Origin of the sequence: Streptomyces anthophorae (assembly GCF_049310305.1) — a bacterium.
GTDB lineage: Bacteria > Actinomycetota > Actinomycetes > Streptomycetales > Streptomycetaceae > Streptomyces.
The window spans coordinates 6,408,180-6,433,785 of sequence record NZ_JBLWQQ010000001.1 but is presented as its reverse complement, the minus strand read 5'-3'; the positions used below and the strand labels follow the sequence as shown (position 1 = coordinate 6,433,785).

At 72.2% G+C, this 25,606-nt stretch carries 24 protein-coding genes and 1 riboswitch; of the genes, 11 read left to right on the top strand and 13 right to left on the bottom strand.

Translation table 11 applies throughout. From position 1 onward, the window contains the following. Positions 1-192 precede the first annotated feature (192 nt). Positions 193-990: an alpha/beta hydrolase gene (locus ACNYS0_RS29165; protein WP_422411401.1), complete on the top strand. Its 798-nt coding sequence runs from the start codon at positions 193-195 to the stop codon at positions 988-990. Then, complete coding sequence (locus ACNYS0_RS29160; RefSeq protein ID WP_422477620.1) at positions 881-1,648, top strand: hypothetical protein; 768 nt, start codon at positions 881-883, stop codon at positions 1,646-1,648. The genes ACNYS0_RS29165 and ACNYS0_RS29160 overlap by 110 nt, the downstream gene beginning before the upstream one ends. Here ACNYS0_RS29160 and ACNYS0_RS29155 read toward each other — a convergent pair. From ACNYS0_RS29155 to ACNYS0_RS29130, 6 genes are all read right to left on the bottom strand, one after another. Further along, the gene (locus ACNYS0_RS29155; protein WP_422477618.1) at positions 1,645-2,424 is read right to left on the bottom strand and encodes an endonuclease/exonuclease/phosphatase family protein; all 780 of its coding nucleotides are present in this window, start codon (positions 2,422-2,424) and stop codon (positions 1,645-1,647) included. The two genes, ACNYS0_RS29160 and ACNYS0_RS29155, sit on opposite strands and share 4 nt — an antisense overlap. 67 nt (positions 2,425-2,491) lie before the next feature. Continuing rightward, positions 2,492-3,445 (bottom strand): ROK family glucokinase, encoded by a 954-nt coding sequence (locus ACNYS0_RS29150; protein ID WP_385770772.1) that lies wholly within the window; start codon positions 3,443-3,445, stop codon positions 2,492-2,494. 53 nt (positions 3,446-3,498) lie between these two features. Then, positions 3,499-3,987: a DUF5304 domain-containing protein gene (locus ACNYS0_RS29145; protein WP_422477616.1), complete on the bottom strand. Its 489-nt coding sequence runs from the start codon at positions 3,985-3,987 to the stop codon at positions 3,499-3,501. A gap of 68 nt (positions 3,988-4,055) precedes the next feature. After that, positions 4,056-5,156, bottom strand: coding sequence for an ArsA family ATPase (locus tag ACNYS0_RS29140; RefSeq protein ID WP_422477614.1), 1,101 nt, complete (start codon positions 5,154-5,156; stop codon positions 4,056-4,058). A gap of 102 nt (positions 5,157-5,258) precedes the next feature. Next, entirely contained in the window at positions 5,259-5,696 is a 438-nt protein-coding gene (locus tag ACNYS0_RS29135) for an SRPBCC family protein (RefSeq protein WP_422477612.1), read from the bottom strand. 92 nt (positions 5,697-5,788) lie between these two features. Next, complete coding sequence (locus ACNYS0_RS29130) at positions 5,789-6,550, bottom strand: metallophosphoesterase family protein (protein WP_422477610.1); 762 nt, start codon at positions 6,548-6,550, stop codon at positions 5,789-5,791. A gap of 332 nt (positions 6,551-6,882) precedes the next feature. Between ACNYS0_RS29130 and ACNYS0_RS29125 the strand changes: the two genes are divergently transcribed. Then, entirely contained in the window at positions 6,883-8,679 is a 1,797-nt protein-coding gene (locus tag ACNYS0_RS29125; RefSeq protein ID WP_422477608.1) for an AMP-dependent synthetase/ligase, read from the top strand. 838 nt (positions 8,680-9,517) lie between these two features. Here ACNYS0_RS29125 and ACNYS0_RS29120 read toward each other — a convergent pair. Next, the gene (locus tag ACNYS0_RS29120) at positions 9,518-10,669 is read right to left on the bottom strand and encodes a glycosyltransferase family 4 protein (protein WP_422477606.1); all 1,152 of its coding nucleotides are present in this window, start codon (positions 10,667-10,669) and stop codon (positions 9,518-9,520) included. 92 nt (positions 10,670-10,761) lie between these two features. On the opposite strand from ACNYS0_RS29120, the gene ACNYS0_RS29115 reads away from it, so the two are divergent. After that, on the top strand, positions 10,762-12,003 hold the full coding sequence (locus ACNYS0_RS29115; RefSeq protein WP_422477604.1) for a glycosyltransferase 87 family protein: 1,242 nt from the start codon (positions 10,762-10,764) through the stop codon (positions 12,001-12,003). Between the two features lie 10 nt (positions 12,004-12,013). Here the strand turns inward: ACNYS0_RS29115 and ACNYS0_RS29110 are convergent, their stop codons facing one another. The 5 genes from ACNYS0_RS29110 to ACNYS0_RS29090 all read right to left on the bottom strand — a co-directional run bounded on the left by ACNYS0_RS29110 (position 12,014) and on the right by ACNYS0_RS29090 (position 17,496). Beyond that, positions 12,014-13,183, bottom strand: coding sequence for a hypothetical protein (locus ACNYS0_RS29110; RefSeq protein WP_422477602.1), 1,170 nt, complete (start codon positions 13,181-13,183; stop codon positions 12,014-12,016). A 77-nt stretch (positions 13,184-13,260) separates the two neighbouring features. Beyond that, positions 13,261-14,295, bottom strand: coding sequence for a C40 family peptidase (locus tag ACNYS0_RS29105; RefSeq protein ID WP_422477600.1), 1,035 nt, complete (start codon positions 14,293-14,295; stop codon positions 13,261-13,263). 235 nt (positions 14,296-14,530) lie between these two features. Beyond that, the gene (locus ACNYS0_RS29100; RefSeq protein ID WP_422406859.1) at positions 14,531-15,556 is read right to left on the bottom strand and encodes a C40 family peptidase; all 1,026 of its coding nucleotides are present in this window, start codon (positions 15,554-15,556) and stop codon (positions 14,531-14,533) included. A 315-nt stretch (positions 15,557-15,871) separates the two neighbouring features. Continuing rightward, complete coding sequence (locus ACNYS0_RS29095) at positions 15,872-17,224, bottom strand: NYN domain-containing protein (protein WP_422477598.1); 1,353 nt, start codon at positions 17,222-17,224, stop codon at positions 15,872-15,874. A gap of 32 nt (positions 17,225-17,256) precedes the next feature. Beyond that, positions 17,257-17,496, bottom strand: coding sequence for a hypothetical protein (locus ACNYS0_RS29090; protein ID WP_009309707.1), 240 nt, complete (start codon positions 17,494-17,496; stop codon positions 17,257-17,259). A 113-nt stretch (positions 17,497-17,609) separates the two neighbouring features. Here ACNYS0_RS29090 and ACNYS0_RS29085 point away from each other — a divergent pair, with 113 nt between their 5' ends. The 7 genes from ACNYS0_RS29085 to ACNYS0_RS29055 all read left to right on the top strand — a co-directional run bounded on the left by ACNYS0_RS29085 (position 17,610) and on the right by ACNYS0_RS29055 (position 23,882). Next, complete coding sequence (locus ACNYS0_RS29085) at positions 17,610-18,353, top strand: rhomboid family intramembrane serine protease (protein WP_422477595.1); 744 nt, start codon at positions 17,610-17,612, stop codon at positions 18,351-18,353. Then, positions 18,350-18,631, top strand: a complete 282-nt coding sequence (locus ACNYS0_RS29080; protein ID WP_266720470.1) for an Lrp/AsnC family transcriptional regulator — start codon at positions 18,350-18,352, stop codon at positions 18,629-18,631. Before ACNYS0_RS29085 ends, ACNYS0_RS29080 begins: the two co-directional genes overlap by 4 nt. Positions 18,632-18,729: 98 nt before the next feature. Then, positions 18,730-19,023 carry a small secreted hydrophilic protein gene (locus ACNYS0_RS29075; RefSeq protein WP_422477593.1) on the top strand — a complete coding sequence of 98 codons (294 nt, stop codon included), beginning with the start codon at positions 18,730-18,732 and terminating at the stop codon, positions 19,021-19,023. Beyond that, on the top strand, positions 18,938-20,470 hold the full coding sequence (locus ACNYS0_RS29070) for a sensor histidine kinase (protein ID WP_422477591.1): 1,533 nt from the start codon (positions 18,938-18,940) through the stop codon (positions 20,468-20,470). Before ACNYS0_RS29075 ends, ACNYS0_RS29070 begins: the two co-directional genes overlap by 86 nt. Continuing rightward, positions 20,467-21,129: a response regulator transcription factor gene (locus ACNYS0_RS29065; protein WP_422477589.1), complete on the top strand. Its 663-nt coding sequence runs from the start codon at positions 20,467-20,469 to the stop codon at positions 21,127-21,129. The genes ACNYS0_RS29070 and ACNYS0_RS29065 overlap by 4 nt, the downstream gene beginning before the upstream one ends. 127 nt (positions 21,130-21,256) lie before the next feature. Beyond that, the gene (locus ACNYS0_RS29060) at positions 21,257-22,669 is read left to right on the top strand and encodes an SLC13 family permease (protein ID WP_422477587.1); all 1,413 of its coding nucleotides are present in this window, start codon (positions 21,257-21,259) and stop codon (positions 22,667-22,669) included. A 19-nt stretch (positions 22,670-22,688) separates the two neighbouring features. After that, positions 22,689-23,882 (top strand): glycerate kinase family protein, encoded by a 1,194-nt coding sequence (locus tag ACNYS0_RS29055; protein WP_422477585.1) that lies wholly within the window; start codon positions 22,689-22,691, stop codon positions 23,880-23,882. Here ACNYS0_RS29055 and ACNYS0_RS29050 read toward each other — a convergent pair. Then, positions 23,834-25,219: an aminotransferase class V-fold PLP-dependent enzyme gene (locus tag ACNYS0_RS29050; protein WP_422477583.1), complete on the bottom strand. Its 1,386-nt coding sequence runs from the start codon at positions 25,217-25,219 to the stop codon at positions 23,834-23,836. The two genes, ACNYS0_RS29055 and ACNYS0_RS29050, sit on opposite strands and share 49 nt — an antisense overlap. 175 nt (positions 25,220-25,394) lie before the next feature. Next, positions 25,395-25,528: riboswitch (SAM riboswitch) on the bottom strand. Positions 25,529-25,606 lie beyond the last annotated feature (78 nt).

Sequence of the window (25,606 nt, the reverse complement as noted above, 5' to 3'; positions counted from 1 at the left end):
CTCTGCCTTCCCTAGTGCCCGGACCTCGTACCGGACCAGTCCGAGGAACCGACCTTAACCCGCGGGGGCGCTCCGGGGCCCGACGACCCTGGTCGGTGTCAGTCCGGTCGCGTACCGTGAGGTGCACGTCTTCAAGCTCGTTCCCCCCGCACGTCCGTCCACCGTTTCTCTGCCATGAACAGGAGACCGAAGGTGCCGGTCCTTCCTGGAGCCGAGCCGTACCGCCATGAAGGCGGCGAGGTCGGCGTCCTCCTCTGCCACGGATTCACCGGATCGCCCCAGTCGCTGCGGCCCTGGGCCGAACACCTCGCCGCGCGCGGCCTGACCGTCTCGCTCCCGCTGCTGCCGGGCCACGGCACGCGCTGGGAGGACCTGGCCGTCACCTCGTGGCAGGACTGGTACGCGGAGGTGGACCGCGCCCTGCGCGAGCTCAGGGAGCGCTGCTCCAAGGTCTTCGTGTGCGGCCTGTCGATGGGCGGCGCGCTCGCCCTGCGCCTCGCGGCCAGGCACGGGGACGAGATCGCGGGCCTCGTCCTGGTGAACCCGGGCAACAAGGTGCACGACCTGGCCGCGCACACGCTCCCGGTCACCCGCCACCTCGTCCGCTCGGTGAAGGGCATCGCCAGCGACATCGCGAAGGAGGGCGTGGAGGAGCTCGGCTACGGCCGGATGCCGCTGCACGCGGTGTACCAGCTGCGCCGCTTCTTCCAGGTCGTCGACCGTGAGCTGCCGCAGGTGACGCAGCCGCTGATGGTGCTGCACAGCGTGAACGACCATGTGGTGCCGCCCGTCGACTCCGCGCGCGTGCTCGGCCGCGTGTCGTCCACGGACGTCACGGAGATCCTGCTGGAACAGAGCTACCACGTGGCGACGTTGGACCATGACGCGGACCGGATCTTCGAGGAGAGCTACGCGTTCTTCGACCGGCTCGCCCCCGAAGTCGGCAAGATCCCCAGCGCGGGCGTGGAAGGGACGACCACCGGTGACTGAGCAGGAGCGGGGCGGATCGGAGCGGCCGGACAGCTCGGAGCCGCACGGCCAGGAAGAGACCGGCGAGCAGTCGCACGACCCCCTCCTGCCGAACGACGAGGACGCGGCGTGGGCGGAGATCGTCGCCGGTTACGGGGAGGAGCCGCCGGACCCGCCGGGCGCCAAGCCCTTCAAGTCGGTGGAGGACCTGGCCCTGCTCGAACCGGAGACGAACGACGCCCCGGACCCGCCGTCCGAGGCGGAGCGGGGCGCCGCGAAGAAGGACGAGCCGGAGCCGGATCAGAACCGGGACCAGGGCGGCCGGCGCCCCCTCGGCTCCTCGGTCTCCTTCGCCCCGAACCTCACCCCCGGGCCGCGCGACCACTCGGCGCCCGAACCCTCGGACGACGACTTCGACGGTGCCGACGAGGGCCACTTCGTCCCGCCGGAGCCGCCCCCGCTGCCGGAGGGGGACGTCACGGCCAGGTTCGCCTGGCTCGCGGTGGTCGGCGGCCCGGTCCTGCTGCTCCTCGCCGTGCTGCTGGGCTGGGACATGACATGGTGGCTGGCCACACTCTGCATCGGCGGCTTCCTCGGCGGCTTCGGCACGCTGGTCGCCCGGATGTCCCCGGGCGACGACGAGGACGGCGACGACCCGGGCCGCGGCGCCGTGGTCTAGGACCGCTCGGCGGGCACCCGGAGGGCGGCCAGGACCGGCAGATGGTCGGTGGCCGCCCTCAGTTCGTGCCGGTCCAGGAAGTCCGGCACCCCGCACCCGAGCACCTCGATGCCCTTCGTGGCGAGGATCGCGTCGATGCGCTGATGGGGATCGGTCGGCGTCGAGGTGTACTCGCCGCCCCAGGGCCGCGTCGCCCAGGCGTCGTTGAGGGCGGCGGCGAGACGCCGGAAGGTGCGCCCGCCGGGCCGCTCGTTGAGATCTCCGCCGACCACGACGTGCGGCACCCCCGAGGCCTCCATCGCCCCGACCCGGTCGAGCAGCATCCCGCCCTGCGCGTACCGCTCGTCCTTCTGAAGGCTCAGATGGCAGCTGACGACGCCGAGCCGCGCGTCCCCGAACCGTACGACGGCGGTCGCGAAGCCGCGCCGGTGCAGACCGGGCGTGAGCGGCAGCAGCACGTCCTCGGTGCGCTCGACGGTGGCCCGCAGCGAGCAGAGCAGCGCGGGCCCCGCGGCGCTGCCGCCCCCGGAGAGGATCACCAGGTCGGCCGCGCGGGCGAGCCGGGCGAGGTGCTTGCGCCAGCGGAAGAACCGGGGCGCCTCCTGGATCAGCACGAGGTCCGGGGCGCAGGCCTTCATCACGCGGGCGAGGGCGACGGGGCTGTCGCGCATCGAGCGGATGTTGTAGCTCAGGACACGGATGACGGCCGAACCGTCCGATTCCGTAAGGGACTTGGGGAGTTCGGTGCGTTCTTCGGGGAGCGAGCCGGAGTCCATGAAGATCAAGATACGCCGGTGCCCGCCGCCCCCACGGGGAACGACGGGCACCGGGTGCGGATGTACGTCACATGACGGGGTCGGGCTCCCGCGCCAGGTCGGCGGCGCCGACCATGCCCGCCTTGTTGCCCAGCTGGGCGGCGATCACGTCCGCGACCGGCCGCCAGTTCCCGCCGACCAGCCACCGCTTGTACGACTTGCGGATGGGGTCGAGGACCAGCTCGCCCTCGTCGGAGAGGCCGCCGCCGACGATGAACGCCGACGGGTCGAACAGCGAGGCCAGGTCGGCCAGGCCCGCGCCGGCCCAGCGGGCCAGCTCGCGGTACGAGTCGACGGCCACGGGGTCGCCCTCGCGGGCGGCCGTGGAGATGTGCTTGCCCTCGATGCCCTCGGGGCTGCCGTCGCCGAGCGAGAGCAGGTACGAGGCGTTCTCCGGCGTCGCGTTCGCCCGCTGCTTCGCGTAGCGGACGAGCGCGCGGCCCGAGGCGTACTGCTCCCAGCAGCCCTGCGAACCGCAGCCGCACAGCAGACCGTCCGGCACCATGCGGATGTGGCCGAACTCGGCGGCCACGCCGAAGTGCCCGCGGCGCAGCTTGTTGCCGATGATGACGCCGCCGCCGAGGCCGGTGCCGAGCGTGATGCAGATGACGTTGCGGTGGCCCTTGCCCGCGCCGAACTTGTACTCGCCCCAGGCGGCCGCGTTCGCGTCGTTCTCGACGACGACGGGCAGCTTGACGCGCGCCTCGACCTTCTCCTTGAGCGGTTCCTGGCGCCAGTCGATGTTGGGCGCGAAGTACACGGTGGAGCGCTGGCGGTTGACGTACCCGGCGGCACCGATCCCCACGCCCACGATCTCGTGTCCGGCCCTGGCGCCCTCGACGGCCGAGGCGATCGCGTCAACGATGCCGTCCGGCGTGGAAGGCGTCGGCACCTTGAACGTGGAGAGGATGTTGCCTTCCTCGTCGACCACGCCGGCCGCGATCTTCGTGCCGCCGATATCGACGCCGATGGTGAGTCCCATGAATCCCTCAGTTCGGTCGAGCCCCGCTATGGCCCACCCTAACCGAGCGGCCTTCAGTCCAGGTCGATGTGCTCCCCGCCGCCCGGGCCCTCGTCGTCCTTGGGGTCCCGGATGTCCTTGGCGTCCTTGGTGTCCTTCGGCTGCCCGGGGTCCTGGGTGCGCTGGGTCCAGCGGCGCTCCTGGCCCTCGACCGCGGAGCGGTAGGCGGCGAGCAGTTCGCCGCCCGCGGCGGCCAGGTGGTCGAACACGTCCGAGTTCCGGTCGATGACCGGCTCGATGACGGAGCGGGCCTGGCGTACGGCCTGCTTGGCGACCTGCTCGGCGGTGCCCTGGGCGACCGAGCCGAGGAACGGGGCCTGCACGGACGAGAGCTTGTCCGTGACGGCGTCGACGAGCTTCTTCAGCTCCTCGGCCGCGGACCCGGGCGGCGGACCGTACTCGGACCTGCGGCGGGCCCGCTCCTTCTCGAGGTCCTCGGCGCACGCCTTCTCCCACGCGTCGTCGTCGACCTGGTGGGCGGGCTGCTCGGTGGCGTCGCTCATGACGGCTGACTCCTGCGGAGAGCTGGACCGGTTACCCCTTCGACGTTACCCGAACGGGTGCGCCCCGTTCACCGGGTCTGCGGCCACAGATCCGGGTCGGGGGCGAAGCGGACCCGCAGCTCACCGTCGACGAGTCCCGCGCCCGCGACGGTGCAGCGGCGCGGGGCGGAGGGCAGCGGGACGACGCGCCGGAACGGGCCCGCGCCGACCACCAGTTCGTCGCCGCGCCGCACCAGGCTCAGCTCCTCGCGGACGGCTCCGGGCAGCGGTATCCGCCACACCAGGACGCCGTCCTCGCCGAGCCGGTCCTCCACGGGCCACGGCTCCCGGGGCCCCGGCACGGTCGCGGGCACCGGCACGTCCAGGTCCTCGGGGCGCGGGTCGCGGCCCAGGTGGGGCAGCTCGTGCGCACCGGGCCACTCGGCGACGACCTTGCGCTGACGGGCGGCGGCGTCGGCGAGCCACGGGTCGGTGGAGCCGTCGGGGAGCATGCGGTTGGCGACGACCGTCTCCACGGCGAGCCCGTGCAGAGCGAGGCCGGTCCGGGTGGTGCGCAGGGTCTCGGCGGCGGCCGTGGTGGGCTCCGCGACGAGCCGTACGCGGGTGGTGCCGGCGTCGATCACGGCCTGCGCGGCGGCGAGTTCGGCGTCCCAGCGGGCGGCGGACTCGTACAGCCACTGCGCGGGCATCGGCACCCCGGCCAGCCTGCCGAGTACGGGGCGCAGGGCGCGCGCGGCCTGGCGCTCCGCGGGGAGCAGGCGGCGCAGATAGCGGCGGAGCTGTTCGGGCAGGGCGAGGGTGGCGACGGCGCGGGGCGCGGCCGGCAGGTCGACGACCACCAGGTCGTAGGGGCCCTCGGCGGTGTCCCGCAGGGCGCGCAGCAGGGCGAGTTCCTCGCTGCCGGGCAGGGGCGTGATCTCGTCCGCGTCCAGCCGGGCGGCGCCGAGGAGTTCGAGGCCGGAGGCGGCACGTTCCTGGAGGGCGAGGAGGTCGCGGCGGAAGTCGTCGGCCGGGGTGAGCCGGGCGACGTCGACGTCCCCGACCTCACCCACGGGGTCCGCGGTGATCAACCTCGTACGCAGCCCCTGCCGGGCGGCCTTCAGGGCGGTGGCGGCGGCGACGGTGGTGCGGCCGGCGCCGCCGGGGCCGGTGACGAGGAGGGTGCGCATGGTGTGTGAGGTTACCCGTGGTGGGCGGCCTCGTGATCGGCGCGCGGCACCGGGGGTTCGGGGCTCTGCCCCGGACCCCGCTGCTCAATCGCCGCAGGAGCTTTAGTTGCCCGACTCGACGCGCTTCTTCAGGCCCGCCAGTGCTCGGTCGATGATGACCTTCTCGGCCTTGCGCTTGATCATGCCGAGCATGGGGATCTTCACGTCGACCGTGAGGGAGTACGTGACCTCGGTCCCCTCGCCCGCCGGCTTCAGCACGTACGAGCCGTCGAGGGAGCGCAGCATCTGGGACTTCACGAGGGTCCAGGACACCTCGTTCTCACCGGCCCAGGTGTACTTCAGCGTCTGGTCGTCCTTGATCGCCCCGGCGTCCATGACGAGCCGGACCTGTTCGGCGCGGCCCGCCCCGTCCTCGGCGATGACCTCCGCCTCCTTCACCTCACCCGTCCAGTCGGGATAGCGGGCGAAGTCGGCGATCACCCCCATGACATCGGCGGGTGCCGCCTCGATCGTGATGCTCGAGCTGGTGTGTTCCGCCATCGCCGTGGCTCCTCCGGATACCGGTCAGGGGTGCGCCGTACCTGCCTGCGTGTGTGTCCCGTGAAGGCTATCGCGCGCATCCGCTCCCGCTGTCACCACTCCAGCGCCCACGGCCTGCCCGACCCCGCGAAGTGGCCGACATTCACGCATTCCGTGGACCCGATCCGCATCCGGCGCGCGAGCGGCTGGTGGACATGGCCGAAGAGCGAGTACCGGGGTCTGGTCCGGCGGATCGCCTCCAGGAGGGCGCGGCTGCCGCGCTCGAAGCGGCGCGCCACGGTGTCGTAGACGAGGTCGGGGACCTCGGGCGGGATGTGCGTGCACAGCACGTCGACCTCGCCCACGGCCTCGATCTTCGCGGCGTACTCCTCGTCGTCGATCTCGTACGGCGTGCGCATCGGCGTACGCAGACCTCCGCCGACGAAGCCGAAGACCCAGCCGCCGATCTCGACGCGCTCCCCGTCGAGCACGGTCGTGCCCGGCGCGGCGTACTCGCGCCAGAGTTTCGGCATATCGACATTGCCGTAGGTCGCATACGTAGGTGAGGGGAACGCCGCGAACATCTCCGCGTACTGCTTGCGCACCGCTTTTTCGATGGCGGGCACCCGGTCTATGCCCGCCCACAGCTGCGCCCCGAAGGCGCGTGCCTCCTCGAAGCGGCGGGCCGTACGCAGTTCGACGATGCGGTCGGCGTTCTCGACTCCGAACAATTCGGGGAAAATGCCGCGTGCGTGATTTGCGTAATCAAGGAACAACACCAGGTCACCAAGGCAGACGACGGCATCGGCGCCGTCCCCGGCTCGTGCGAGGTCGGTGGAGTTTCCGTGCACATCGCTGACTACGTGTACGCGCATGGCGATCACCCTAGGACGATGGGTCGCAGAATGGATAGAGGCCGCCGGACCTGCGGTTACTTCCGAGTCGGTCGGCTTCTGGACTAGGGTGCGAGAAGAGCCGCGGCGACATGTGACGCAGCGTACATCTGGTCCGACCCCCCTATCGAAGAAGCAGTACCGGTGGGTAACGTCCGGGCAGTCCAGTCGTGTTCAGTTCAAGCAATGAGTACCGACGAGTTCAGCCGAGTTCAGGCGGACAATTCATTGATGCACTGTGCACCTGCCCGATCTTGGACCGCACCGACGCATCACAGAAGAGTGGCGCCGGCGCCCTACGAGGAGCAGCAGTCTTGCGCGAGTTCAGCCTTCCCGCTTTGTACGAGGTCCCCGCGGACGGCAATCTGACCGACATCGTTCGCAGAAACGCCGCGCAGCACCCGGACGTCGCCGTGATCGGCCGAAAGGTCGGCGGCACGTGGACGGACGTCACGTCCGTCGAGTTCCTCGCCGAGGTGCGCGCCGCCGCCAAGGGCCTGATCGCGTCCGGCGTACAGGCCGGCGACCGCATCGGGCTCATGTCGCGCACGCGCTACGAGTGGACGCTGCTCGACTTCGCGATCTGGAGCGCGGGCGCGATCACGGTTCCGGTGTACGAGACGAGCTCGCCCGAGCAGATCCAGTGGATCCTCGGTGACTCGGGCGCGGTCGGCATCCTCGTCGAGCTGGACGCGCACGCCGCGGCCGTCGAATCCGTGCGCCACGGGCTGCCGCAGCTGACGCACGTCTGGCAGATCGAGGGCGGCGGCCTGGACGAGCTGTACCGCGCCGGTGCCGAGCTCTCCGACGGGATGGTCGACGACCGCAGCGCCATCGCGAAGGCCGACGACCCGGCGACCATCGTCTACACGTCCGGCACCACGGGCCGCCCCAAGGGCTGCGTCCTCACGCACCGCAGCTTCTTCGCCGAGTGCGGCAACATCGTGGCGCGCCTCGGCCCGCTCTTCCGCACGGGCGACTGCTCCGTACTGCTCTTCCTCCCGGTGGCGCACGTCTTCGGCCGCCTCGTCGAGGTCGCCTCGCTGATGGCCCCGATCAAGCTGGGCCACGCCCCCGACATCAAGCACCTCACCGATGAACTGGCCGCGTTCAGGCCTACGTTGATCCTCGGCGTGCCGCGCGTCTTCGAGAAGGTCTACAACTCGGCGCGGGCCAAGGCGCAGGCCGACGGCAAGGGCAAGATCTTCGACAAGGCCGCGGACACGGCGATCGAGTACAGCCGCGCGCTCGACACCCCGAGCGGGCCTTCGCTGGCGCTGAAGCTCAAGTACAAGACGTTCGACAAGCTCGTCTACGGCAAGCTGCGCGCCGTTCTCGGCGGGCGCGGCGAGTACGCGATCTCGGGCGGCGCGCCGCTCGGCGAGCGGCTCGGCCACTTCTTCCGCGGGATCGGCTTCACGGTCCTTGAGGGCTACGGCCTCACGGAGTCCTGCGCGGCCACGGCCTTCAACCCGTGGGACCGCCAGAAGATCGGCACGGTCGGTCAGCCGCTGCCGGGGTCGGTCGTCCGGATCGCCGACGACGGCGAAGTCCTGCTCCACGGCGAACACCTCTTCACCGGCTACTGGAACAACCAGGGCGCGACGGAGGAGGCGCTGGCCGACGGCTGGTTCCACACCGGCGACATCGGCACGCTCGACGAGGACGGCTACCTCCGGATCACCGGCCGCAAGAAGGAGATCATCGTGACGGCGGGCGGCAAGAACGTCGCCCCGGCCGTCATCGAGGACCGGATCCGCGCGCACGCGCTGGTCGCGGAGTGCATGGTCGTCGGCGACGGCCGCCCGTTCGTGGGCGCGCTCATCACCATCGACGAGGAGTTCCTCGGCAAGTGGGTCGCGGACCACGACAAGCCGGCCGGGTCCACGGTGGCCTCCTTGCAGCACGACCCCGACCTGCTGGCCACGGTCCAGGCGGCCGTGGACGACGGCAACGCGGCGGTCTCCAAGGCGGAGTCCGTCCGCAAGTTCCGCATCCTCGGCGCCCAGTTCACGGAGGAGTCGGGCCACCTGACGCCTTCCCTGAAGCTGAAGCGCAATGTGGTGGCGAAGGACTACGCGGACGAGGTCGAGGCGATCTACCGCGGTTAGCGGTACGGGTGGCATCCGCCGGGCGCGTGTGGTGCGTTGCGGCGGATGTCGCTTTGCGGCGGGCCGTGCTGTGGCGGATGTTGGTTTGCCGCGGGCCGTGCTTGCGTTGCGGCGGGCATCGCCTGCGTCACGGGGCCCCGTGACGTTCACGCCCAGTCGGCCCACGCCACGGGGCTCCGCCCCGGACCCCGCTGCTCAATCGCCGCAGGGGCTTGAATGGTCCGGCCTCCCGATCCCGCTCCGGGAGCGTTGTTCCGTCTCCCCTGCCCGTTGCGGTCGACCGCACGTGCCTCGACCTGCGGGCCCACCGCCACGGCGCGTGGCGCCGCGCAACAGGGTCCAGCCCCTCCGGGCCGGAGCCCCCGGAGGGGGCGGGAGGGTGGGAGATGAGCGAAGCCCGACGAGGCACGGGGGCAGCGCACCGGCCCCACGCGGCGAGGGCTCTGGACTCCGGTGTGACGTTCCCGGAACCACAAGCGCCGACCCAGTACAGCCCCGAACCCGACGCCGCGCGACAAGCACCACCCCGGCCGGGGCCGGAGCCCCCGGAGGGGGCGGGAGGGTGGGAGATGGGCGAGGGCCCGTGCGGATGCGCACGGCGAAGCGCCATGCCGTCCTCGCCGTAGCGCCACGCGCAGCACCTCAGGCGCCGCTGGCACCAGTCACCCGGAACCCCCAAGTACCAGCCACCCAGCACCCCCGGAACGCGGAACCCCAGGGACCCCAGGCACCCGCCACGCGAAACCCGGCACCCGCCAGCCGACTCCCAGCCCCTGGCCCCGCCACACGGCCCCCCGTACCCGGCCTCCCGCACCCGCCCCGCGGAACCCCGTACCCCCTACAACAACCCCCGCAAGCGATCCGCCAGGAGGTCCCAGCGCCACTTTTCCTCGACCCATGCGCGGCCCCGCTCGCCCATGCGGCGGCGGAGTTCCGGGTCCTGGAGGAGCGTGATGATGCGGTCCGCCGACTCGGATTCCGAGCCGCCGCGGACGACCCAGCCCGTCTCCCCGTCGAGCACCGCGTCCGGCGCGCCCCCGGAGTCGCCGGAGACGACCGGAAGCCCGGTCGCGGAGGCCTCCAGGTAGACGATGCCGAGGCCCTCGACGTCGAGCCCGCCCCGCCGCGTACGGCACGGCATCGCGAAGACGTCCCCCGCCCCGTAGTGCGCGGGCAGCTCCTCCCACGGCACGGATCCCGTGAAGCGCACGGAGTCCGCGACCCCGGTCTCGGCAGCCAGCTTGCGCAGGTCCTTCTCGTACGGGCCGCCGCCCACGATCAGCAGCACCGCGTCCGGCACCGCCGCGAGGATCCTCGGCATGGCGAGGATCAGGGTGTCCTGGCCCTTGCGCGGGACCAGGCGGGACACGCACACGACCACCGGGCGGTCGGTCAGGCCGAGTCGGGCCCGGACCACGTCGCCGCCCGAGCCCGGGTGGAAGGTCTTCTCGTCGACCCCCGGCGGGAGTTGTTCCATCCGCCCCGCCGCCGCGGGCGTGAGCGCCGACGCGATGCGCGAGCGCGTGTACTCACCGAGGTACGTGATCGTGTCCGTGCCCTCGCCGATCCTCCGCAGCAGCTGCCGGGACGCCGGGAGTTGGGCCCAGCCCGCCTCGTGCCCGTGCGTCGTCGCGACGATGCGCGAGGCGCCGGCCCTGCGCAGCGCGGGCGCCATGAGGCCGAGCGGCGCCGCCGCCCCGAACCACACCGACGTACAGCCGTGCGCCCGAAGCAGTCCCGCCGCGCGCCGCGTCACACGCGGGGTCGGCAGCAGCATCGTGGTGTTGTCCCTGACGACCGTGAACGGCTGCTCCGCGTCGAAGGCCGCCGTGGCCTCGACGCCCTCCCGGCTGCGCTTCCACGTCGAGGCGTAGACGACGAGCCGCTCCGGGTCCAGGCGCAGCGCCATGTTGTGCAGGAAGGCCTGGATCCCGCCGGGGCGCGGCGGGAAGTCATTGGTCACGAGCAGAGTCTTCGGTGTCTGGCGCATCACCGCCGACAGTACCGAACCAGCCCGACGGGGGCCGCCGCGCCGCAGGGGTCCATGGCCAGGCCATGGGTCGGCCCGGCATCATGTTTCGAATGAAGACGCGAACGCCCGCCGGGCTCCTGGTCACCTGGGTACTGACCCGGACGCTGCTCCTGCTGTGCGTCTTCAAGGTGATCGTGGTCCCGGGCCCCGACGTCACCAGCGACGTCCACGTGATCTACCAGGGCTGGTTCGACGTCCTGCGCACAGGAACGTTCCCGCTGGACGACGTGACATGGCAGTACCCGCCGGCCGCCGCGATGGCGATCCTCTCCCCCGCGCTGCTGCCCTTCCTGTCGTACGCCTCCGCCTTCTTCCTGCTCGCGTTCCTGACGGACGCCGTCGTCCTGCTGACGCTCCTGCACGTCTCCGAGCGGCAGGGCGGGTCGCGGCGCGGCACCTGGGTGTGGGTCATCGGGCTGCCGCTGCTCGGCCAGACCGTCTACGCGCGCTACGACGTGATGGTGACGGCCGTCGCGATCGCGGCGCTGCTCGCGGCGGCCAGGCACCCGCGGGCCGCGGGCGTCTTCGCGGCGATCGGCGCGATGATCAAGGTGTGGCCCGCGCTGCTGCTGCTCGGTACGCGGCGCGGCCGGGCCACGCGGCAGACCTGGGGCACGGCGGTCGTGACGGCGGCCGTCCTGCTGGTCACCTTCACGTTCGCGATGCCGGGCGCGCTCGGCTTCCTCACCTTCCAGAAGGACCGGGGCACGGAAGTGGAGTCCCTGGGCGCCCTGGTCTTCCACGTGGCGCGCCAGTTCGGCTGGAACGGCACGGTGCAGCTGAACTACGGCTCGATGGAGTTCCTCGGCCCGCACGTGGACGTGGTGAGCACGCTGGCGCAGGTGCTCACGGCGCTCGCGTTCGGCTGGCTGGTGCTGTGGCGGTTCAAGGCACGCGCCTGGCAGTCCGCGACGCTCGCCGACGCGGGCCTGACGGCGGTGCTGCTGTTCACGACGACGAGCCGGGTGATCAGCCCGCAGTACATGGTGTGGCTGGTGGGCGTGGCCGCCGTCTGCATGCTGTTCCGGGACAGCCGGATGACGCTGCCGGTGTGTCTTGTGCTCGCGGCGACGTTCGTGACGTTCCTGGAGTTCCCGCTCTGCTTCGGGAACGTGGTCAGCAGCGACCCGCTCGGCGTCACCCTCCTCCTCGTGCGCAACGGCCTGCTGGTGGTGGCCTCCCTCAGCGCCTGCCGCCGGCTGTGGCGCGCCACGGTGACCGAGCCCCGCGAGGCCGGGCGGGCCGCCGTGCCCGCCCCGGCCTCCCGCGACGACGCGGTGCCGGCGCCGTAGGCCCCGAACCTCAGCCCAGCTCGGAGCGTACGTACGCCCGCCACTGCGCCACGAACTCCTGCTCGTCGATGCCGAGGGCCTGCCGCAGCGCCCCGTCGACGGCCCCGGCGCGCTCCTTGTGGCCGCCGACCGCCGTGTAGAAGGCGTTGAGCTTGGCCTCGCCCCACCGGTCCGCGATCATCCGGCAGGCCAGCCAGCCGCTCTCGTACGCGCGGGCGAGCTTCGCGGAGTCGCCGGAGAAGCCGAAGGCCGCGTCGCCGGGGAGTCCGGCGGGGGCCGTGCCCTGCTGGACGGCACGGCGCAGCTCGGGCGCGGCCTGCTCCGGGGTGCGGTCGCTCTCGCGGTAGCCCGCCCAGTCCGCGTAGCCCTCGGAGAGCCACAGCGGCGTCGCGGCGGACGTCGCGCGGCGGGTGGCGACGTGGGCCGTCTCGTGGGTGAGGACGACCTGCTTGCCGACCTCGCCGAGCACCCCGTACGCCTCGGGGTTGAGGATCACCCGGTCCGCGGGCGCGGTCTTCGGGCCGCCCGCCTCTCCCGTGGTGACGGCCGCGATCCCCTGATAGCCGGCGGCGGGCGCGCCGAGCAGCTCGCCCATCTCGTCGAGGGACTCGGGCACCAGGACGACGACCCGGCGCGCCCAGTCGTCTCCCCAGGCGCGCTGGACCGAGGGCACCGCCTCGTCGGCCAGCTTCGCGTACGAGCCCAGTTCGGAGCGCGGTTTGCCGACCCCGAGCACCAGGCTGTGCGCGCCCTTCACCGCGGTCACCGGGCCCTGCTCCCACAGTTGTTCGCCCGACTTCTTCGCGGGCCGGTCCCCGGTGACGTACCAGCCGTCGTCGCCGTGGCCCAGGGTCAGCCGGCGCTCGGCGACCACGGGCGCCTTGTCGTAGCCGTCGACGCGGTAGCGCAGTTCGGCGGTGGCGGTGGCGCGGGACCCGGAGCGCTTCAGGTGGGTGAGCTTGTACTGCCAGGAGTCGAGCGGGACCTCGGAGAGGTCGTCGAGGAGGCCGGGTTCCGCGCTGCCCGTCGACCGGTACGTGGGCCCGTCCCCGGCGACGACGGCGTGCGCCCGCTGGTCCAGGAGCCGCTGCACGGCAGACGCGTCCGCGCCCTTCGGCCCGTCGTCACCGGCGCATCCGGAGAGCGCGGAAAGCCCGACGAGCAGGGCGCCCAGTGCCATCGCACTCCCCGCCCTGCCCACCGCACACCGTCGACCAGCCATCCTTTCGATCGTACGGCGAAGTCGGGCGAGGAGCCTCAGACCCGGGTCACGGATGAGACGGGCATCATGCCCACCGGGTCGTAGCGCACGGGGGCGCCCGGGTGCGGCGCGTGGATCACCTGACCGTTGCCCGCGTAGATGCCGATGTGGTGGGCGTCGGAGCCGTAGGCCACGAGGTCACCGGGCCGCGCCTGGGACAGCGGGACCTGGCGGCCCGCGTACCGCTGCGCCTGCGAGGTGCGCGGCAGACCGACGCCCGCCTGCCCGTACGACCACTGCATGAGGCCCGAGCAGTCGAAGCCGGAGGGGCCCGTCGCGCCCCAGACGTACGGCTTGCCGAGCGCCGACTTGGCGGCGGCGAGCGCGGCGGCCGCGCGGGCGGAGGAGGCGGGTCCCGCGCCGGCGAGGTCGGGGCGCAGCTCGGAGCGCGAGGCCCGTTCGTAGGCGGCCCGCTCCCCGCTCGGCAGCGCGTTCAGCAGCTGCCGCGCCTTCGCCAGCTTCTTCTCGACGCTGCGCTTGTGCTGCCGGACGGCCTTGCGGCTGGCCTCCAGCTCCGCGAGCTCGGCGCGCGCCTCGGCCCTGCGCTGGTCCAGGTCGCGCTGGGCGCCCCGCAGTTCGACCAGCTCGCCCGCGTTGCGCTCGCCGATCCGGTCGAGGGTGCCGGCCTTGTCGAGGTAGCCGTCGGGGTCGGAGGAGAGCATCAGGGCGAGCGAGGGGTCCATGCCGCCGGACCGGTACTGGGCGCCGGCCACCACGCCGAGCGCGCGCCGCATCGCGTTGATCCGCTCCTGCCCGCGGGCCACCTGGTCCTGGGTGTCGGCGAGTTCCTTGCGGAGCCTGTCCGCGCGCTCGTCGGCCCGGTTGTACGCCTCGGTGGCCTTCTCGGCCTGCTCGTACAGGCGGTCCACGGCGGCCTTGCCTGAGCCCGGCCTGTCCTGCGGCGCGGCGCCCGCCGGGGCGGCGCCGAGGGCCGCCGCCGCGGAGGCCGCCGCCACGCCGAGAACGGTCGCGCGGGTGCTCCGGTCGAGGCCCGAGTGCCGAGAATGCGAGATACGGCGATGAGAACCCACGGGTTGCCGCTCCCCCTTCCGCTGACGGACCCCCGTGATCGGGGGAATGCGCGCCGACAGTAGTCGGGCGACTACCCCCTGACCAAAGACCGTTCAGGGGGCACACAGCGCGGCGCCCCGCCTCTGACGCAGGTCATGGGCGGGGCGCGGGGGTCAGCGCGGGGTCGTGGAATTCGCCCGAACGGGCGCGTTTCCAGGGCGCGTTGAGGGGCGGAAGGCGGGGCCTTCCGGTGGGTCAGATGCGGCGGGCGGTCTGGTACGGGCCGACGGTGTCCATCGACTCGTAGCGCACGCTGGCACCGGGGTGCGGGGCGTGCAGGACCTGGCCGTTGCCCGCGTACAGGCCCACGTGCTCGGTGTTGTTGAAGAAGACCAGGTCACCGGGCTTGAGCTGGCTCCTGGCCACCTCGGTGCCCTCGCCGATCTGCGTGTACGTGGTCCGGGTTATGGAGACGCCGGCCTGGTTGTACGCCCACTGGGTCAGGCCCGAGCAGTCGTAGGAGTTGGGGCCCGAGCCACCGGAGACGTACGGCTTGCCGATCTGGGTGGCGGCCGCGGACAGGGCGGCGGAGGCGCGGCCCGAGGCGGGCACCGCGTTGCCGAGGTCGACGCGGCTGGCGGAGTCGCGGCTGGCGCGCTCCTGCTCGGCGGCCATCTTGGCGCGCTGCTCGGCGGTGAGCGTGTTGAGCAGCTTGCGGGCCTCCGCCAGCTTGCTCTGGACCTGGTCCTTCTTCTTGCCGAGCTCCGTGCGCGTGTCGGCGAGGTCCTTGAGCTTCTGGGAGGCCTCGGCGCGCTCCTGGGCGAGCGTGCGCTGCTTCTCCTGGACCTTCTTGAGCGACTCGAGCTGCTGGGCGCTCAGCGAGTCGAGCGTGGAGGCCTTGTCGAGGTAGCTGTCCGGGTCGGACGAGAGGAAGAGCTGGACCGAGGGGTCGATGCCACCGCTGCGGTACTGCTGACCGGCGAGCGAACCGAGGCCGGAGCGCAGATCGTTGAGCTCCTCCTGGCCGCGGGCGACCTTGTCCTGGAGGTCGCCGATCTCCGACTCGAGCTTCTTCTGCTTCTCCTTGGCCCCGTTGTAGTGGTCGGTCGCCAGACCAGCCTCTTCGTAGAGCTTGTCGACCTTTTCCTTGACTTCGCTCTTGCTGGGCTTGGGTGCGGCGTTGGCGGCCTGAGAGGTGAGGGCCACGGCAGCGGCGGCGGTCGCGGTGAGCACGGTCACGCGGGTGCGGCTCGGCTGCTTGGGTCGACGGTGGGACGCCACGAAGGCGAGCTCCTTCTTCCTCCAGCCGCCTGCCGATTGTGCCGGCGGGCGGTGTCCCTCCACCGTCACCCCTTTTAGGTGATCACCCGAGCGGAGGTTCGAGCCAGACCCTAGTGACCTCTTCGTGATCAGTTCAAATCCCTCAGAGAAAAAACTCCGTCACTCGCTGCATTCTTTGCACTCAACTCACATGCAGTGATGTCCGCTTGACGCTACGTTGCGTGAAGGTTTCGCCAATTCGGGCATACGACACGGATGTTGCGGGTGTGACGTAGGTAACTCCCCGCCCCTTTTGGGTGAAGATCGACCCCTCGCTCAGCTGTGCGAGAGCCGTTTGAGGAGCACGACGGAGGCGACGGGACGCGCACCCGCCTTCGCGACGCCGTCCGCGACCTCCCGGTCGGTCGACACGACGATGACGGGCCGCCCCGACGGCTCGGCGCGCACGAGCTGGCGGATCAGCTCGTCCGCCGTGACCCCCGGCTTGGAGAACAGCACCCGCACCCCGCGCGGTGGCGCGAGCAGCACGGGAGCGGCCAGTTCGGCCCCGTCGAAGACGCACGTCACCTCGGCGCCGGTCTGCGCCGCGAGCTGCGAGAGCGAGCCGAGCAGGCGCAGCCGCTGCTTCTCCAGGGGCATCGTCGGATACCCGGTCTTCGTGACGTTGTAGCCGTCGACCACGAGGTGGGCCTGCGGCAGCGCGAGCAACTGGTCCAGGATCGCCGGGTCGTGCTCGTGCAGGGCGCGCGCCGCGATGTCCTTCGGCGTCATCCGGCCCGGCTCGACCGCGTCCACGGAGTCGGCGGGCCGCGCGGACACCGGCGGCAGCGCGAGCTCCCTGCGCAGCCCCTGGGCCGCGTCCAGGACCGTGTCGAGCAGCAGCCGGACCCGCATGTCCTCGATGCTGCGCCCCTCGCGGGCCGCCCGGCGGGAGGACTCCAGGGCCGACTCCGCCTCACCGAGCCGCGACTTGAGCCGGCGGGTCTCGCTCTCCGCGGCGGACACCTGGGCCTGCCCCTCGGCGCGCACCGCGTCGGTCTCGGCCCGCGCCTTGCGCGCGGCGGCCTCGCCGCGCTTCACGTCGCTGAGCGCGGCCCGCAGCTTGCGCTCCGCGGAGGCGACCTCGCGCTTGGCCGCGTCGAGCTCGGCGCGCAGCCGCTCCGTCTCGGCCCTGGTCTGGGCCCTGGCCTCGGCCAGCTCGGCGCGCAGCCGCTCCAGTTCGGCGCGGGTCTCGTCGTCGGCCCGCTCGGCGTCGGCCCGCTCGGCGTCCTCGCCCGCGGCGGCGACGAGCTTCACCCAGCCGACGGGCCGCAGCACATAGGCGGCCGCCGCCACGTCGAGCGGATCGGCCGCGGGCGGCGGGGACCCCGCCTCCAGGGCGGCCGCCAGTTCGGGCTGCGCGTCCCGCAGGCGCTCACCGATCCGCTGCCGGAACAGCGGGTCGCTCTCCAGGGCCGCCGCCATGGCGTTTCCGGCGAACTTCATCCGCCGGGTCGGGGTGAAGCGGGCATACTGCCGCAACTGGGGCGGTAGTTCACCTACCGTCAGACCGCCGAAGCCGTCCGACGCGATCTGCACGACGCGCCGCCGTACGCCCTCGGGCAGCGGACGGTCGAGCACCTCGGCGGCGCCGCCCTCCCCGGCCTCCCCGCCTGTGCTCTCCACCATCAGTCACCCCAATGTCGCTGTGGAGCCGCTCCTCAGGAGTCGGCGCCCGGCCTGTCCACCAGTTCCACCTGATCCACCGCGTTGCACCAGCGGCAGCGCACCGACTCGATGGTCTCACTGACCACCTCGCGCTCCTCCACCTTCGGCTCACCGGCCAGGTCCAGGTGGACGTACTCGACGACCTTCGAGGACCGCGTGACGTCGAAACGCGTCAGATTGCCGCACAGGGTGCAGCGCCAGCGGGTGGTGGCGGTCGGCAGGGGAACCGTCATCGGGTGGTGCCTTCTTCCGGGTGCATGCGGGTTGCGTGGTGCTTGCTTTATTGCCCGTAACCCTACGGCCTGCCGCACGCCGCCCGCTCCCCGCCTTGCGTCATGCTCTGTCCATGATCGGCAATGGGCGCTCCGCGATCGACAGGCTGACCGCATTCCTCAGAGGTCACCCGGCTCCGGTCACGTACGGCATCATCGCGGTCTGCTGCGTGGTCTTCGTGCTGTCCCCCGCCTCGGGTCTGAACCCCGGCTACGGCACCGGGGACCGGCTGCTCGCCGCGCAGAGCGCGTACTTCGAGCGCTGGGGCGTGGTCCCCGACGAGCTGTTCGGCGGTTCGGCGCGGGCCCTGCTCACCCCGCTCACTGCTTTGTTCGTGCACGGCAGCTGGCTGCACCTGCTGGGCAACATGCTCTTCCTCTATGTGTTCGGGGCCATGGTCGAGGAACACATGGGCCGCCTCTCGTACGCCTTGTTCTATGGGGTCAGCGGCTATGTGGCGCTGCTCGGGTACGCGCTCGCGCACACCGATTCCGATCAGAGCCTGGTCGGCGCGTCGGGGGCGATCTCGGCTGTCCTCGGCGCGTTCCTCTTCCTCTTCCCCGAAGCGCGCGTGACGAGCCTGTTCCCCTTCCTGTTCTTTCTGCCGCTGCGTTTCCCGGCTTGGGTGGTGCTGCCGTTCTGGGTGGCGCTCCAGTGGGTGGCGGCGGGGCAGCAGAGCCAGGGCCCTGGGGTGGCGTATCTGGCGCACCTGGTGGGGTTCTCGGCCGGGTTCCTGTGGGCGTGGGCGCGCTACAGGGAGCGGGCTAAGGTTGAGGCGAAACCAGCCACGGCCACCGAGGGAGACAGCCAGCCGTGATCACCGCGATCGTGCTCATCAAGACCAGCGTGGACCGGATCCCCGAGATCGCCGAGTCGATCGCGGCCCTGGACAACGTGAGCGAGGTCTTCTCCGTCACCGGTACCTACGACCTGATCGCCATGGTCCGGGTCGCCCGCCACGACGACCTGGCGGACGTCATCCCCGGCAAGATCAGCAAGATCCAGGGCGTCGAGGGCACGGACACGCACGTCGCGTTCCGTACGTACTCGCAGCACGACCTGGAGGCGGCGTTCGCGATCGGCCTCGACGCGTAGCACCCGCAGGGGCCCGGCCCCGCTTGAAGGCTCCGTATGAAGGTTTCTTCATCCGGGGCTCATGATGACGACCGGGTTGGCCACCGAACGTGGCTGCCATGGCCTTCTCCCACCGCATGGCGGCCCTCGCCGCGGTCGTCGCGATCCCCCTCGGCATCGCGGCGACCAGCTACGCCCTGACCGACAGCCCGGACCCCCCGAAGTCGCCGCCGAAGGTGCAGCTGGAGAGCGGCTCGCCCTCGCCGCGCCCGACGCCCAGTGACGAGACAGTGTCCCCGCCACCGGTGAGCGAGAAGCCCTCAGCCGATGACAGCTCAGACGACTCGGACGACGACGGAAACGACGACCGCGGCGGCGCGTCCGACGACGACGGGCCCGGCGACGACGGCTGAGCCCGCGCACCGCTGGATCTCCGCCCGCGTCCGCATCCTGCTGTGGCTGCTCGTCGTCATGACGGCGGCGCTGACCGCGGTCGCCACCACCACCCGCTCGGTGCTGCTGCGCGACGTGGACCACCGCGTCGACCGGCTGCTCGCGCAGGAGACCGGCGAGTTCGCCAACTTCGTGCGCAAGGGCGTCGACCCGCGCAGCGGCAAGCGGTTCACCGACCCGGACCCGCTGCTCAAGCTGCACCTGGAGCGGCAGTACGCCGACCCCGACGAGGAGCTGCTCGGCCTGATCGACCGCGGCGCCGACCGCACGCCCGCCAAGAAGGAGCAGTCGCGGGCCCCCGACGTCGACCACGCGCTCGCCCGGGACCCGGCGGACCTGCGCGCCGTCTTCGGCTCCCCGGACGCCAGCGGCACCCTGCACCGGGCCGACGGCGTCATCCGCTGGTCGAAGGTGGAGATCGGGGCGGACGCGGGGCGGCCCGCGGCGGCCTTCGTCGTGGCCTTCCACCCGGAGCGCGAGCAGGCCAAGGCGGAGGGCGTCTTCCACATGCTGCTCGCGATCTCCGGGGTGGCGCTCCTGATGACGACCGGCATCGGCTGGGCGGTCGCGGGCCGGATACTCCGGCCTGTACGCCTCGTGCGCACGACGGCCGCGCAACTCACCGAGCAGGACCTCACCCGGCGCATCCCGGTGCAGGGCAGGGACGACATCGCGGCGCTCGCCGAGACGTTCAACGGGATGCTCGACCGCCTGGAGCGGGCGTTCGCCGCGCAGCGCGAGTTCGTCGACGACGCCGGGCACGAGCTGCGTACGCCCATCACCATCGTCCGCGGCCATCTGGAGCTGATGGGCGAAGAGCCGCGCGAGCGCGAGGAGACGGTGCGGATCGTGATGGAGGAACTGGACCGGATGAGCCGCATCGTCGAGGACCTGCTGCTCCTCGCGAAGGCGGAGCGCCCGGACTTCGTGACGCCCGAACCGGTGCAGCTCGCCGAGCTGACCGCCGACGTCTTCGTCAAGGCGCGAGCGCTCGGCGAGCGGGACTGGAAGCTGGCCGAGGTCGCCGACACCGAGGCCGAACTCGACCCGCAGCGGATCACGCAGGCGATGGTCCAGCTCGCGCAGAACGCGGTGCAGCACACGGTGCCCGGTCAGCGCATCGGGATCGGCTCGCGGGTCGTGCGCGACCGGGCCGAGCGCGAGCGCGTCGAGCTGTACGTCGCCGATGCCGGGCCCGGTGTCACCGAGCAGGACGCCGCGGTGATCTTCGAGCGGTTCCGGCGGGGCACCGCGCGCCGCGGCTCGCGCGGCACGGGCGCCGGGCTCGGCCTCGCGATCGTCCGGGCCATCGCGGAAGGCCACGGTGGGCGTGCCGAATTGAGCCGTACGGACAGTGGTGGCGCCACCTTCACCCTCGTACTCAACCGGAGGACCGAGCCTCGATGAACCGCATCCTGATCGTGGAGGACGAGGAGCGCATCGCCTCCTTCGTGGAGAAGGGACTGCGCGCCGGCGGCTTCACGACGACCGTCGTCGGGGACGGCGACTCCGCCCACGACTACGCCCTGACCGGCGGCTTCGACCTGATCGTCCTGGACATCGGGCTGCCGGGACGGGACGGCTTCACGGTGCTGCGGCAGTTGCGCGAGGCCCGTGTGACGACACCCGTCATCGTGCTGACCGCGCGGGACTCGGTGCGGGACACCGTGGCGGGCCTGGAGGGCGGCGCCGACGACTGGATGACCAAGCCGTTCCGCTTCGAGGAGCTCCTCGCGCGGGTCCGGCTGCGACTGCGGACTGCCTCCGGCACTCCTGAGGTGACGATGCTGGGGAGCGGGGATCTCACGCTCGACCTGCGGACGCGGCGGGCGCGCGCCGAGGGGCGGACGGTGGACCTCACGGCGCGTGAGTTCGTGCTGCTTGAGCTGTTTCTGCGCCATCCCGGCCAGGTCCTGTCCCGTGAGCAGATCCTGTCCCACGTGTGGGGGTACGACTTCGATCCGGGGTCGAACATCGTGGACGTGTACGTGCGGGCGCTCCGCAAGAAGCTGGGGGCGCGGCATGTGGAGACGGTTCGGGGGGTGGGGTACCGGTTGCGGGAGTGAGGGTTGCGGTCGCGGGGCTCTGCCCCGGACCCCGCGGGCTCTCGTCCAAAGGCGGGCTTGACTTGGGTGAACTTCCCTTCATGTGTCGCTCATTGGAGGCTCACCGCGCCGCACCACGCTGAACGGCGTGACCCTGAACCTTCGCCACGCCGCGACCCTGTGCATCGCCCTCAGCATCTGCGCGCTGCTCGTGGTCCCCGGCAACTTCCCCGGCCTGACCGGCGAGGCCCGCCTCACGCTCGCCGTGTTCGCCCTCGCGACCTGTGCGTGGATCGGCACGTCGATCGACGACACGTACATCGCGCTCGGCGCGGGCCTCGCGCTCACCGCGACGGGCGTGATCAGCAGCGAGACGCTGTTCAGCACGCTGGGCGACGCGACGGTGTGGCTACTGATCTGCGCTTTCGTGCTCGCCGCCGCCGTCGCCCGCAGCGGGCTCGCGGGGCGGGCCGCGGCGTTCCTGGTCAGCGGGGCGCGCGGGGTACGGCAGTTGACGCATCTGACGACGGCGGCGCTCGTCGTCACCGCCTTCGCGGTACCGGCGACCTCGGGCCGCGCGGCGCTCGCGCTGCCCGTGTTCCTGGCCCTCGCGAAGGTGCTGGCCGACCGGCGCCGCCTGGTCGTGATGCTGGCCCTTCTCTTCCCGACGGTCATCCTGCTCTCCGCCGTCGCGACGCTGATCGGCGCGGGCGCGCACCTCATCACGGTGTCCGTGCTGTGGGAGGCGACGGGCGAACGGATCGGCTTCACGCAGTGGCTGCTGCTCGGCCTTCCGCTCGCCGTCGTCTCCTCCCACCTCGCGGCCGAGGCCGTCCTGTTGACGACGACGCGGCGCGCGGACCGCGAGGGCCCGGTGCGGATCACGCTCGACGAGCTCCAGGAGCACAGCGAGCGGCCGGTCACGGGGCCCTGGGAGCCGGCCGAGACCCGCTGCGCGCTGCTGCTCGCCACGGTCGTCGCCCTGTGGTGCAGTGAGCCGCTGCACCAAGTACCGCCCGCCGTCGTCGCGCTGATCGGCGCCGTGGTCGCGGCATCCCCCGCGCTCGGCACCGTACGCCTGAAGGACGCGCTCGGGACGGTCCCCTGGTCGCTGCTCCTGTTCATGGCGGCGACGATGGCGATGGGCGTCGCACTCGCCGAGTCCGGCGCCGCGAAGTGGCTGGTGGGCGGGGTCCCCCTGGACGTACCACCGTGGCTGTTCCTCGCCGTGGTGATCGCGGTGAGCACGGCCGCCCACCTGATCCTCCAGTCCCGCTCGGCCCGCTCCTCCGTGCTCGTGCCGCTGGTCGTGGCGGCGGCCGTCGGCGCGGGCGTCAACCCGGTCGCCGCCGCCCTCGCCTCCACCGCCGCCGCGGGCTTCTGCCACACGCTGCCCGCGTCCGCGAAGCCGGTGACGCTGTTCGCCGCGATACCCGGCGTACCCACCTACACCCCGCGCGACCTGCTGCGCCTTTCCGCCGTCCTGGCCCCGCTCACCGCGGCCGTCGTCCTGCTGTGCGCGCTCGCCCTGTGGCCGCTGCTCGGCGTCCCCGTCCGCTGAACCCTCCCTGGAGTCCGACGTGTTGACCCATTTCGCCATCGCCCCCAGCGGCTTCAAGGAGTCCCTGTCCGCGGGTGCCGCCGCCGAGGCCATCGCCGCGGGCGTACGCCGCGTCGTCCCGGGCGCCGAGATCGACCTCATCCCCCTCGTGGACGGCGGCGAGGGCACGGCCCGCGCGCTGGCGGCCGAGGCCGGCGGGCGCCTGGTCGCGCTGCCCGCCACGGGCCCGGTCGGCCAGCGCGTCGGCACGCACTTCGCGCTGCTCCCCGACGGCACCGCGGTCGTCGAGATGGCGGCCGTGGCCGGGCTCTCCCTCGTCCCGCGCGAGCTGCGCGACCCGGGCGCCACGACGACGTACGGCGTGGGCGAGCTGATCCGCGCGGCCCTCGACGCGGGCGCCCGCCGCATCCTCGTGGGCTGCGGCGACTCCGGCACCTCGGACGGCGGCGCGGGTGCCCTTCAGGCCCTCGGCGCCCGGCTGCTCGACGCGGACGGCCTGCAACTCCCACTCGGGGGCCGGGAGTTGGCGCGTCTGCGGCGCATCGACCCGAGCGGCCTCGATCCACGCCTGAAGGACACCGAGATCCGGGTGGCGTGCAATCCGTTCAACGTGCTGTGCGGGGAGCGCGGCGTCGCCCGCGTGTTCGGCCCGCAGAAGGGCGCGACGCCCACACAGGTCGAGCAGCTGGCGGCCGGCCTCGAACACTGGGCACACGTCCTGACGCGTGATCTGAAGGTACGGGACGACCTCTTCACCGGCCCCGGCACCGGCGCGTCCGGCGGGCTCGGCGCGGGCCTCGCCGCGCTCGGCGCCCGGCTCCTCCCCCGCTTCGACGTCCTCCTCGACCACCTCGACCTGGACGCCCGCCTGGCCCGCGCCGACCTCGTCGTCACCGCCGAGGGCGCCCTCGACCACCAGACGCCGCGCGGCAAGGTCCCCGCCGAAGTGGCCCGCCGCGCCAAGCGGTCCGGCCGCCCGGTGCTCGCCCTCGCGGGCACCATCGGCGACGGCGCGCACACGGTGACGGCCACCGGCGTCGACGCCTACAGCTCGATCCTGCCCGCGCCCGTGACGCTCGCGGAGGCGCTGGGCAGGGGCGGCGAGTTCCTCACCGACGCCACCGAGCGCGCCCTGCGGATGATCGTCCTCGGCTCCCGGCTGCCTCAGGCGTTGGTGGTGTCCGGCACGCAGCGCCCGTCCTCGGTGCGGTAGTTCCAGCGGGCGCCGTCCCGCACCAGCTCCTTCACGGCGGACACGAACCGCTCCACGTGCTCGTCGGGCGTCCCGGCTCCGAAGCTGACGCGGATGGCGTTGAGCGACTTCTCGCCCAGCGCGGCCTCCGGGGCGCCGCACTCGCCCTGCTGCTGCGGGTCGGAGCCGAGCAGCGTGCGCACCAGCGGGTGGGCGCAGAACAGGCCGTCGCGGACCCCGATGCCGTACTCGGCGGAGAGCGCGGCGGCGAAGTGCGAGGAGTTCCACCCGTCGACGACGAAGGAGAGCACGCCCACGCGCGGGGCGTCGTCCCCGAACAGGGAGAGCACCTTCACCTCGGGCACCTCCGCGAGCCCGTCCTGGACCTTCTGGATCAGGTACTGCTCGCGGGCCACGAGGTTGTCGAACCCGGCCTCGGTGAGCGCCTTGCAGGCGGAGGCGATGGAGTACACGCCGATGACGTTCGGGGAACCGGCCTCGTGGCGGGCCGCGGTGGTCTGCCACTCGACGTCGACGCCGCCGTCGACGCGCCGCGCGACCTTCTTGGAGGCGCCGCCACCGGCGAGGTACGGCTCCGCGGCCGTCAGCCAGTCGGAGCGGCCCGCGAGCACGCCCGAGCCGAACGGGGCGTACAGCTTGTGCCCGGAGAAGGCGACCCAGTCGACGTCCAGGTCCTGGACGGAGACGGGGTGATGGGGCGCGAGCTGCGCGGCGTCGAGCACGATGCGGGCACCGTGCGCGTGAGCGGCCGCCGCGAGCTCGCGCACCGGCCAGAGTTCACCGGTGACGTTGGAGGCGCCGGTGACACAGACGAGGGCGGGGGCGCCGCTTCCCGACGGGGTGGCGCGCTCGGCGAGGGCGCGCTCCAGGGTGTCGACGGCCTCGCCGGGCGTACGCGGCGCGTTGAGGTACGTGACCCGCGCGTCCCGCCAGGGCAGCAGCGAGGCGTGGTGCTCGGTCTCGTAGACGAACACCTGGCAGTCGGCGGGCAGCGCGGCGGCGAGCAGGTTCAGCGAGTCGGTGGTGGAGCGGGTGAAGACGACCTGGTCGTCCTCGCGGCAGTCAAGGAACTCGGCGACGGCGACCCGGGAGTTCTCGAACAGGTCGGTGGACAGCTGCGAGAGGTACCCGGCGCCGCGGTGCACGCTGCCGTAGTACGGCGCGTAGGCGGCGACGTCGTCCCACACCCGCTGGAGGGCCGGTGCGCTGGCCGCGTAGTCGAGGGCGGCGTAGCTGACCTCGCCACCGGTGACGAGCGGCACGGTGACGTCCCGGCCGAGGACGGGGAGCGGGGCGATGGTCTCGGTACAGGCGGCGGCGTCGACGGAAACAGACATGGGTGAACTCCCTGGCGCGGTAAGCGAATTGACCATGCCGGAGCTCTGGACGACAGTGCTCGACGGCATGGAAAAAAGATGAAACGGGTACGCGGAGGCGGGGCCGGAACGCCCTATCGCATTCGCTTGCTCACGAGACTGCTCCCTTGAGGACCAGGACCCCAGGGTTGCGAGGGGTCCGCGCTTGCCACGCGCCTTGCTGCGCACGGCCTGGTCTTCACCCAGGGCACCCCGCCACGGACGGAGGGTTGCCGGACAGCGGGCTGGGGCCTTCTGCAGTGAATAAACACAGCGCTGTCACTCATGACCTTGAAGAGCATCTTGCCACACGTCTCAGAAACAGCAAGGGCGCAGTCCAGGATCCGGACTGCGCCCTGCGTCACATCT

Excerpts from the sequence above, each read along its gene's own strand:
- ACNYS0_RS29160 (WP_422477620.1), top strand. The coding sequence starts at position 881 with ATGACGCGGACCGGATCTTCGAGGAGAGCTACGCGTTCTTCGACCGGC.
- ACNYS0_RS29155 (WP_422477618.1), bottom strand. The coding sequence starts at position 2,424 with ATGGACTCCGGCTCGCTCCCCGAAGAACGCACCGAACTCCCCAAGTCC.
- ACNYS0_RS29150 (WP_385770772.1), bottom strand. The coding sequence starts at position 3,445 with ATGGGACTCACCATCGGCGTCGATATCGGCGGCACGAAGATCGCGGCC.
- ACNYS0_RS29145 (WP_422477616.1), bottom strand. The coding sequence starts at position 3,987 with ATGAGCGACGCCACCGAGCAGCCCGCCCACCAGGTCGACGACGACGCG.
- ACNYS0_RS29140 (WP_422477614.1), bottom strand. The coding sequence starts at position 5,156 with ATGCGCACCCTCCTCGTCACCGGCCCCGGCGGCGCCGGCCGCACCACC.
- ACNYS0_RS29135 (WP_422477612.1), bottom strand. The coding sequence starts at position 5,696 with ATGGCGGAACACACCAGCTCGAGCATCACGATCGAGGCGGCACCCGCC.
- ACNYS0_RS29130 (WP_422477610.1), bottom strand. The coding sequence starts at position 6,550 with ATGCGCGTACACGTAGTCAGCGATGTGCACGGAAACTCCACCGACCTC.
- ACNYS0_RS29120 (WP_422477606.1), bottom strand. The coding sequence starts at position 10,669 with ATGCGCCAGACACCGAAGACTCTGCTCGTGACCAATGACTTCCCGCCG.
- ACNYS0_RS29115 (WP_422477604.1), top strand. The coding sequence starts at position 10,762 with ATGAAGACGCGAACGCCCGCCGGGCTCCTGGTCACCTGGGTACTGACC.
- ACNYS0_RS29110 (WP_422477602.1), bottom strand. The coding sequence starts at position 13,183 with ATGGCACTGGGCGCCCTGCTCGTCGGGCTTTCCGCGCTCTCCGGATGC.
- ACNYS0_RS29095 (WP_422477598.1), bottom strand. The coding sequence starts at position 17,224 with ATGGTGGAGAGCACAGGCGGGGAGGCCGGGGAGGGCGGCGCCGCCGAG.
- ACNYS0_RS29090 (WP_009309707.1), bottom strand. The coding sequence starts at position 17,496 with ATGACGGTTCCCCTGCCGACCGCCACCACCCGCTGGCGCTGCACCCTG.
- ACNYS0_RS29085 (WP_422477595.1), top strand. The coding sequence starts at position 17,610 with ATGATCGGCAATGGGCGCTCCGCGATCGACAGGCTGACCGCATTCCTC.
- ACNYS0_RS29075 (WP_422477593.1), top strand. The coding sequence starts at position 18,730 with ATGGCCTTCTCCCACCGCATGGCGGCCCTCGCCGCGGTCGTCGCGATC.
- ACNYS0_RS29070 (WP_422477591.1), top strand. The coding sequence starts at position 18,938 with ATGACAGCTCAGACGACTCGGACGACGACGGAAACGACGACCGCGGCG.
- ACNYS0_RS29065 (WP_422477589.1), top strand. The coding sequence starts at position 20,467 with ATGAACCGCATCCTGATCGTGGAGGACGAGGAGCGCATCGCCTCCTTC.
- ACNYS0_RS29050 (WP_422477583.1), bottom strand. The coding sequence starts at position 25,219 with ATGTCTGTTTCCGTCGACGCCGCCGCCTGTACCGAGACCATCGCCCCG.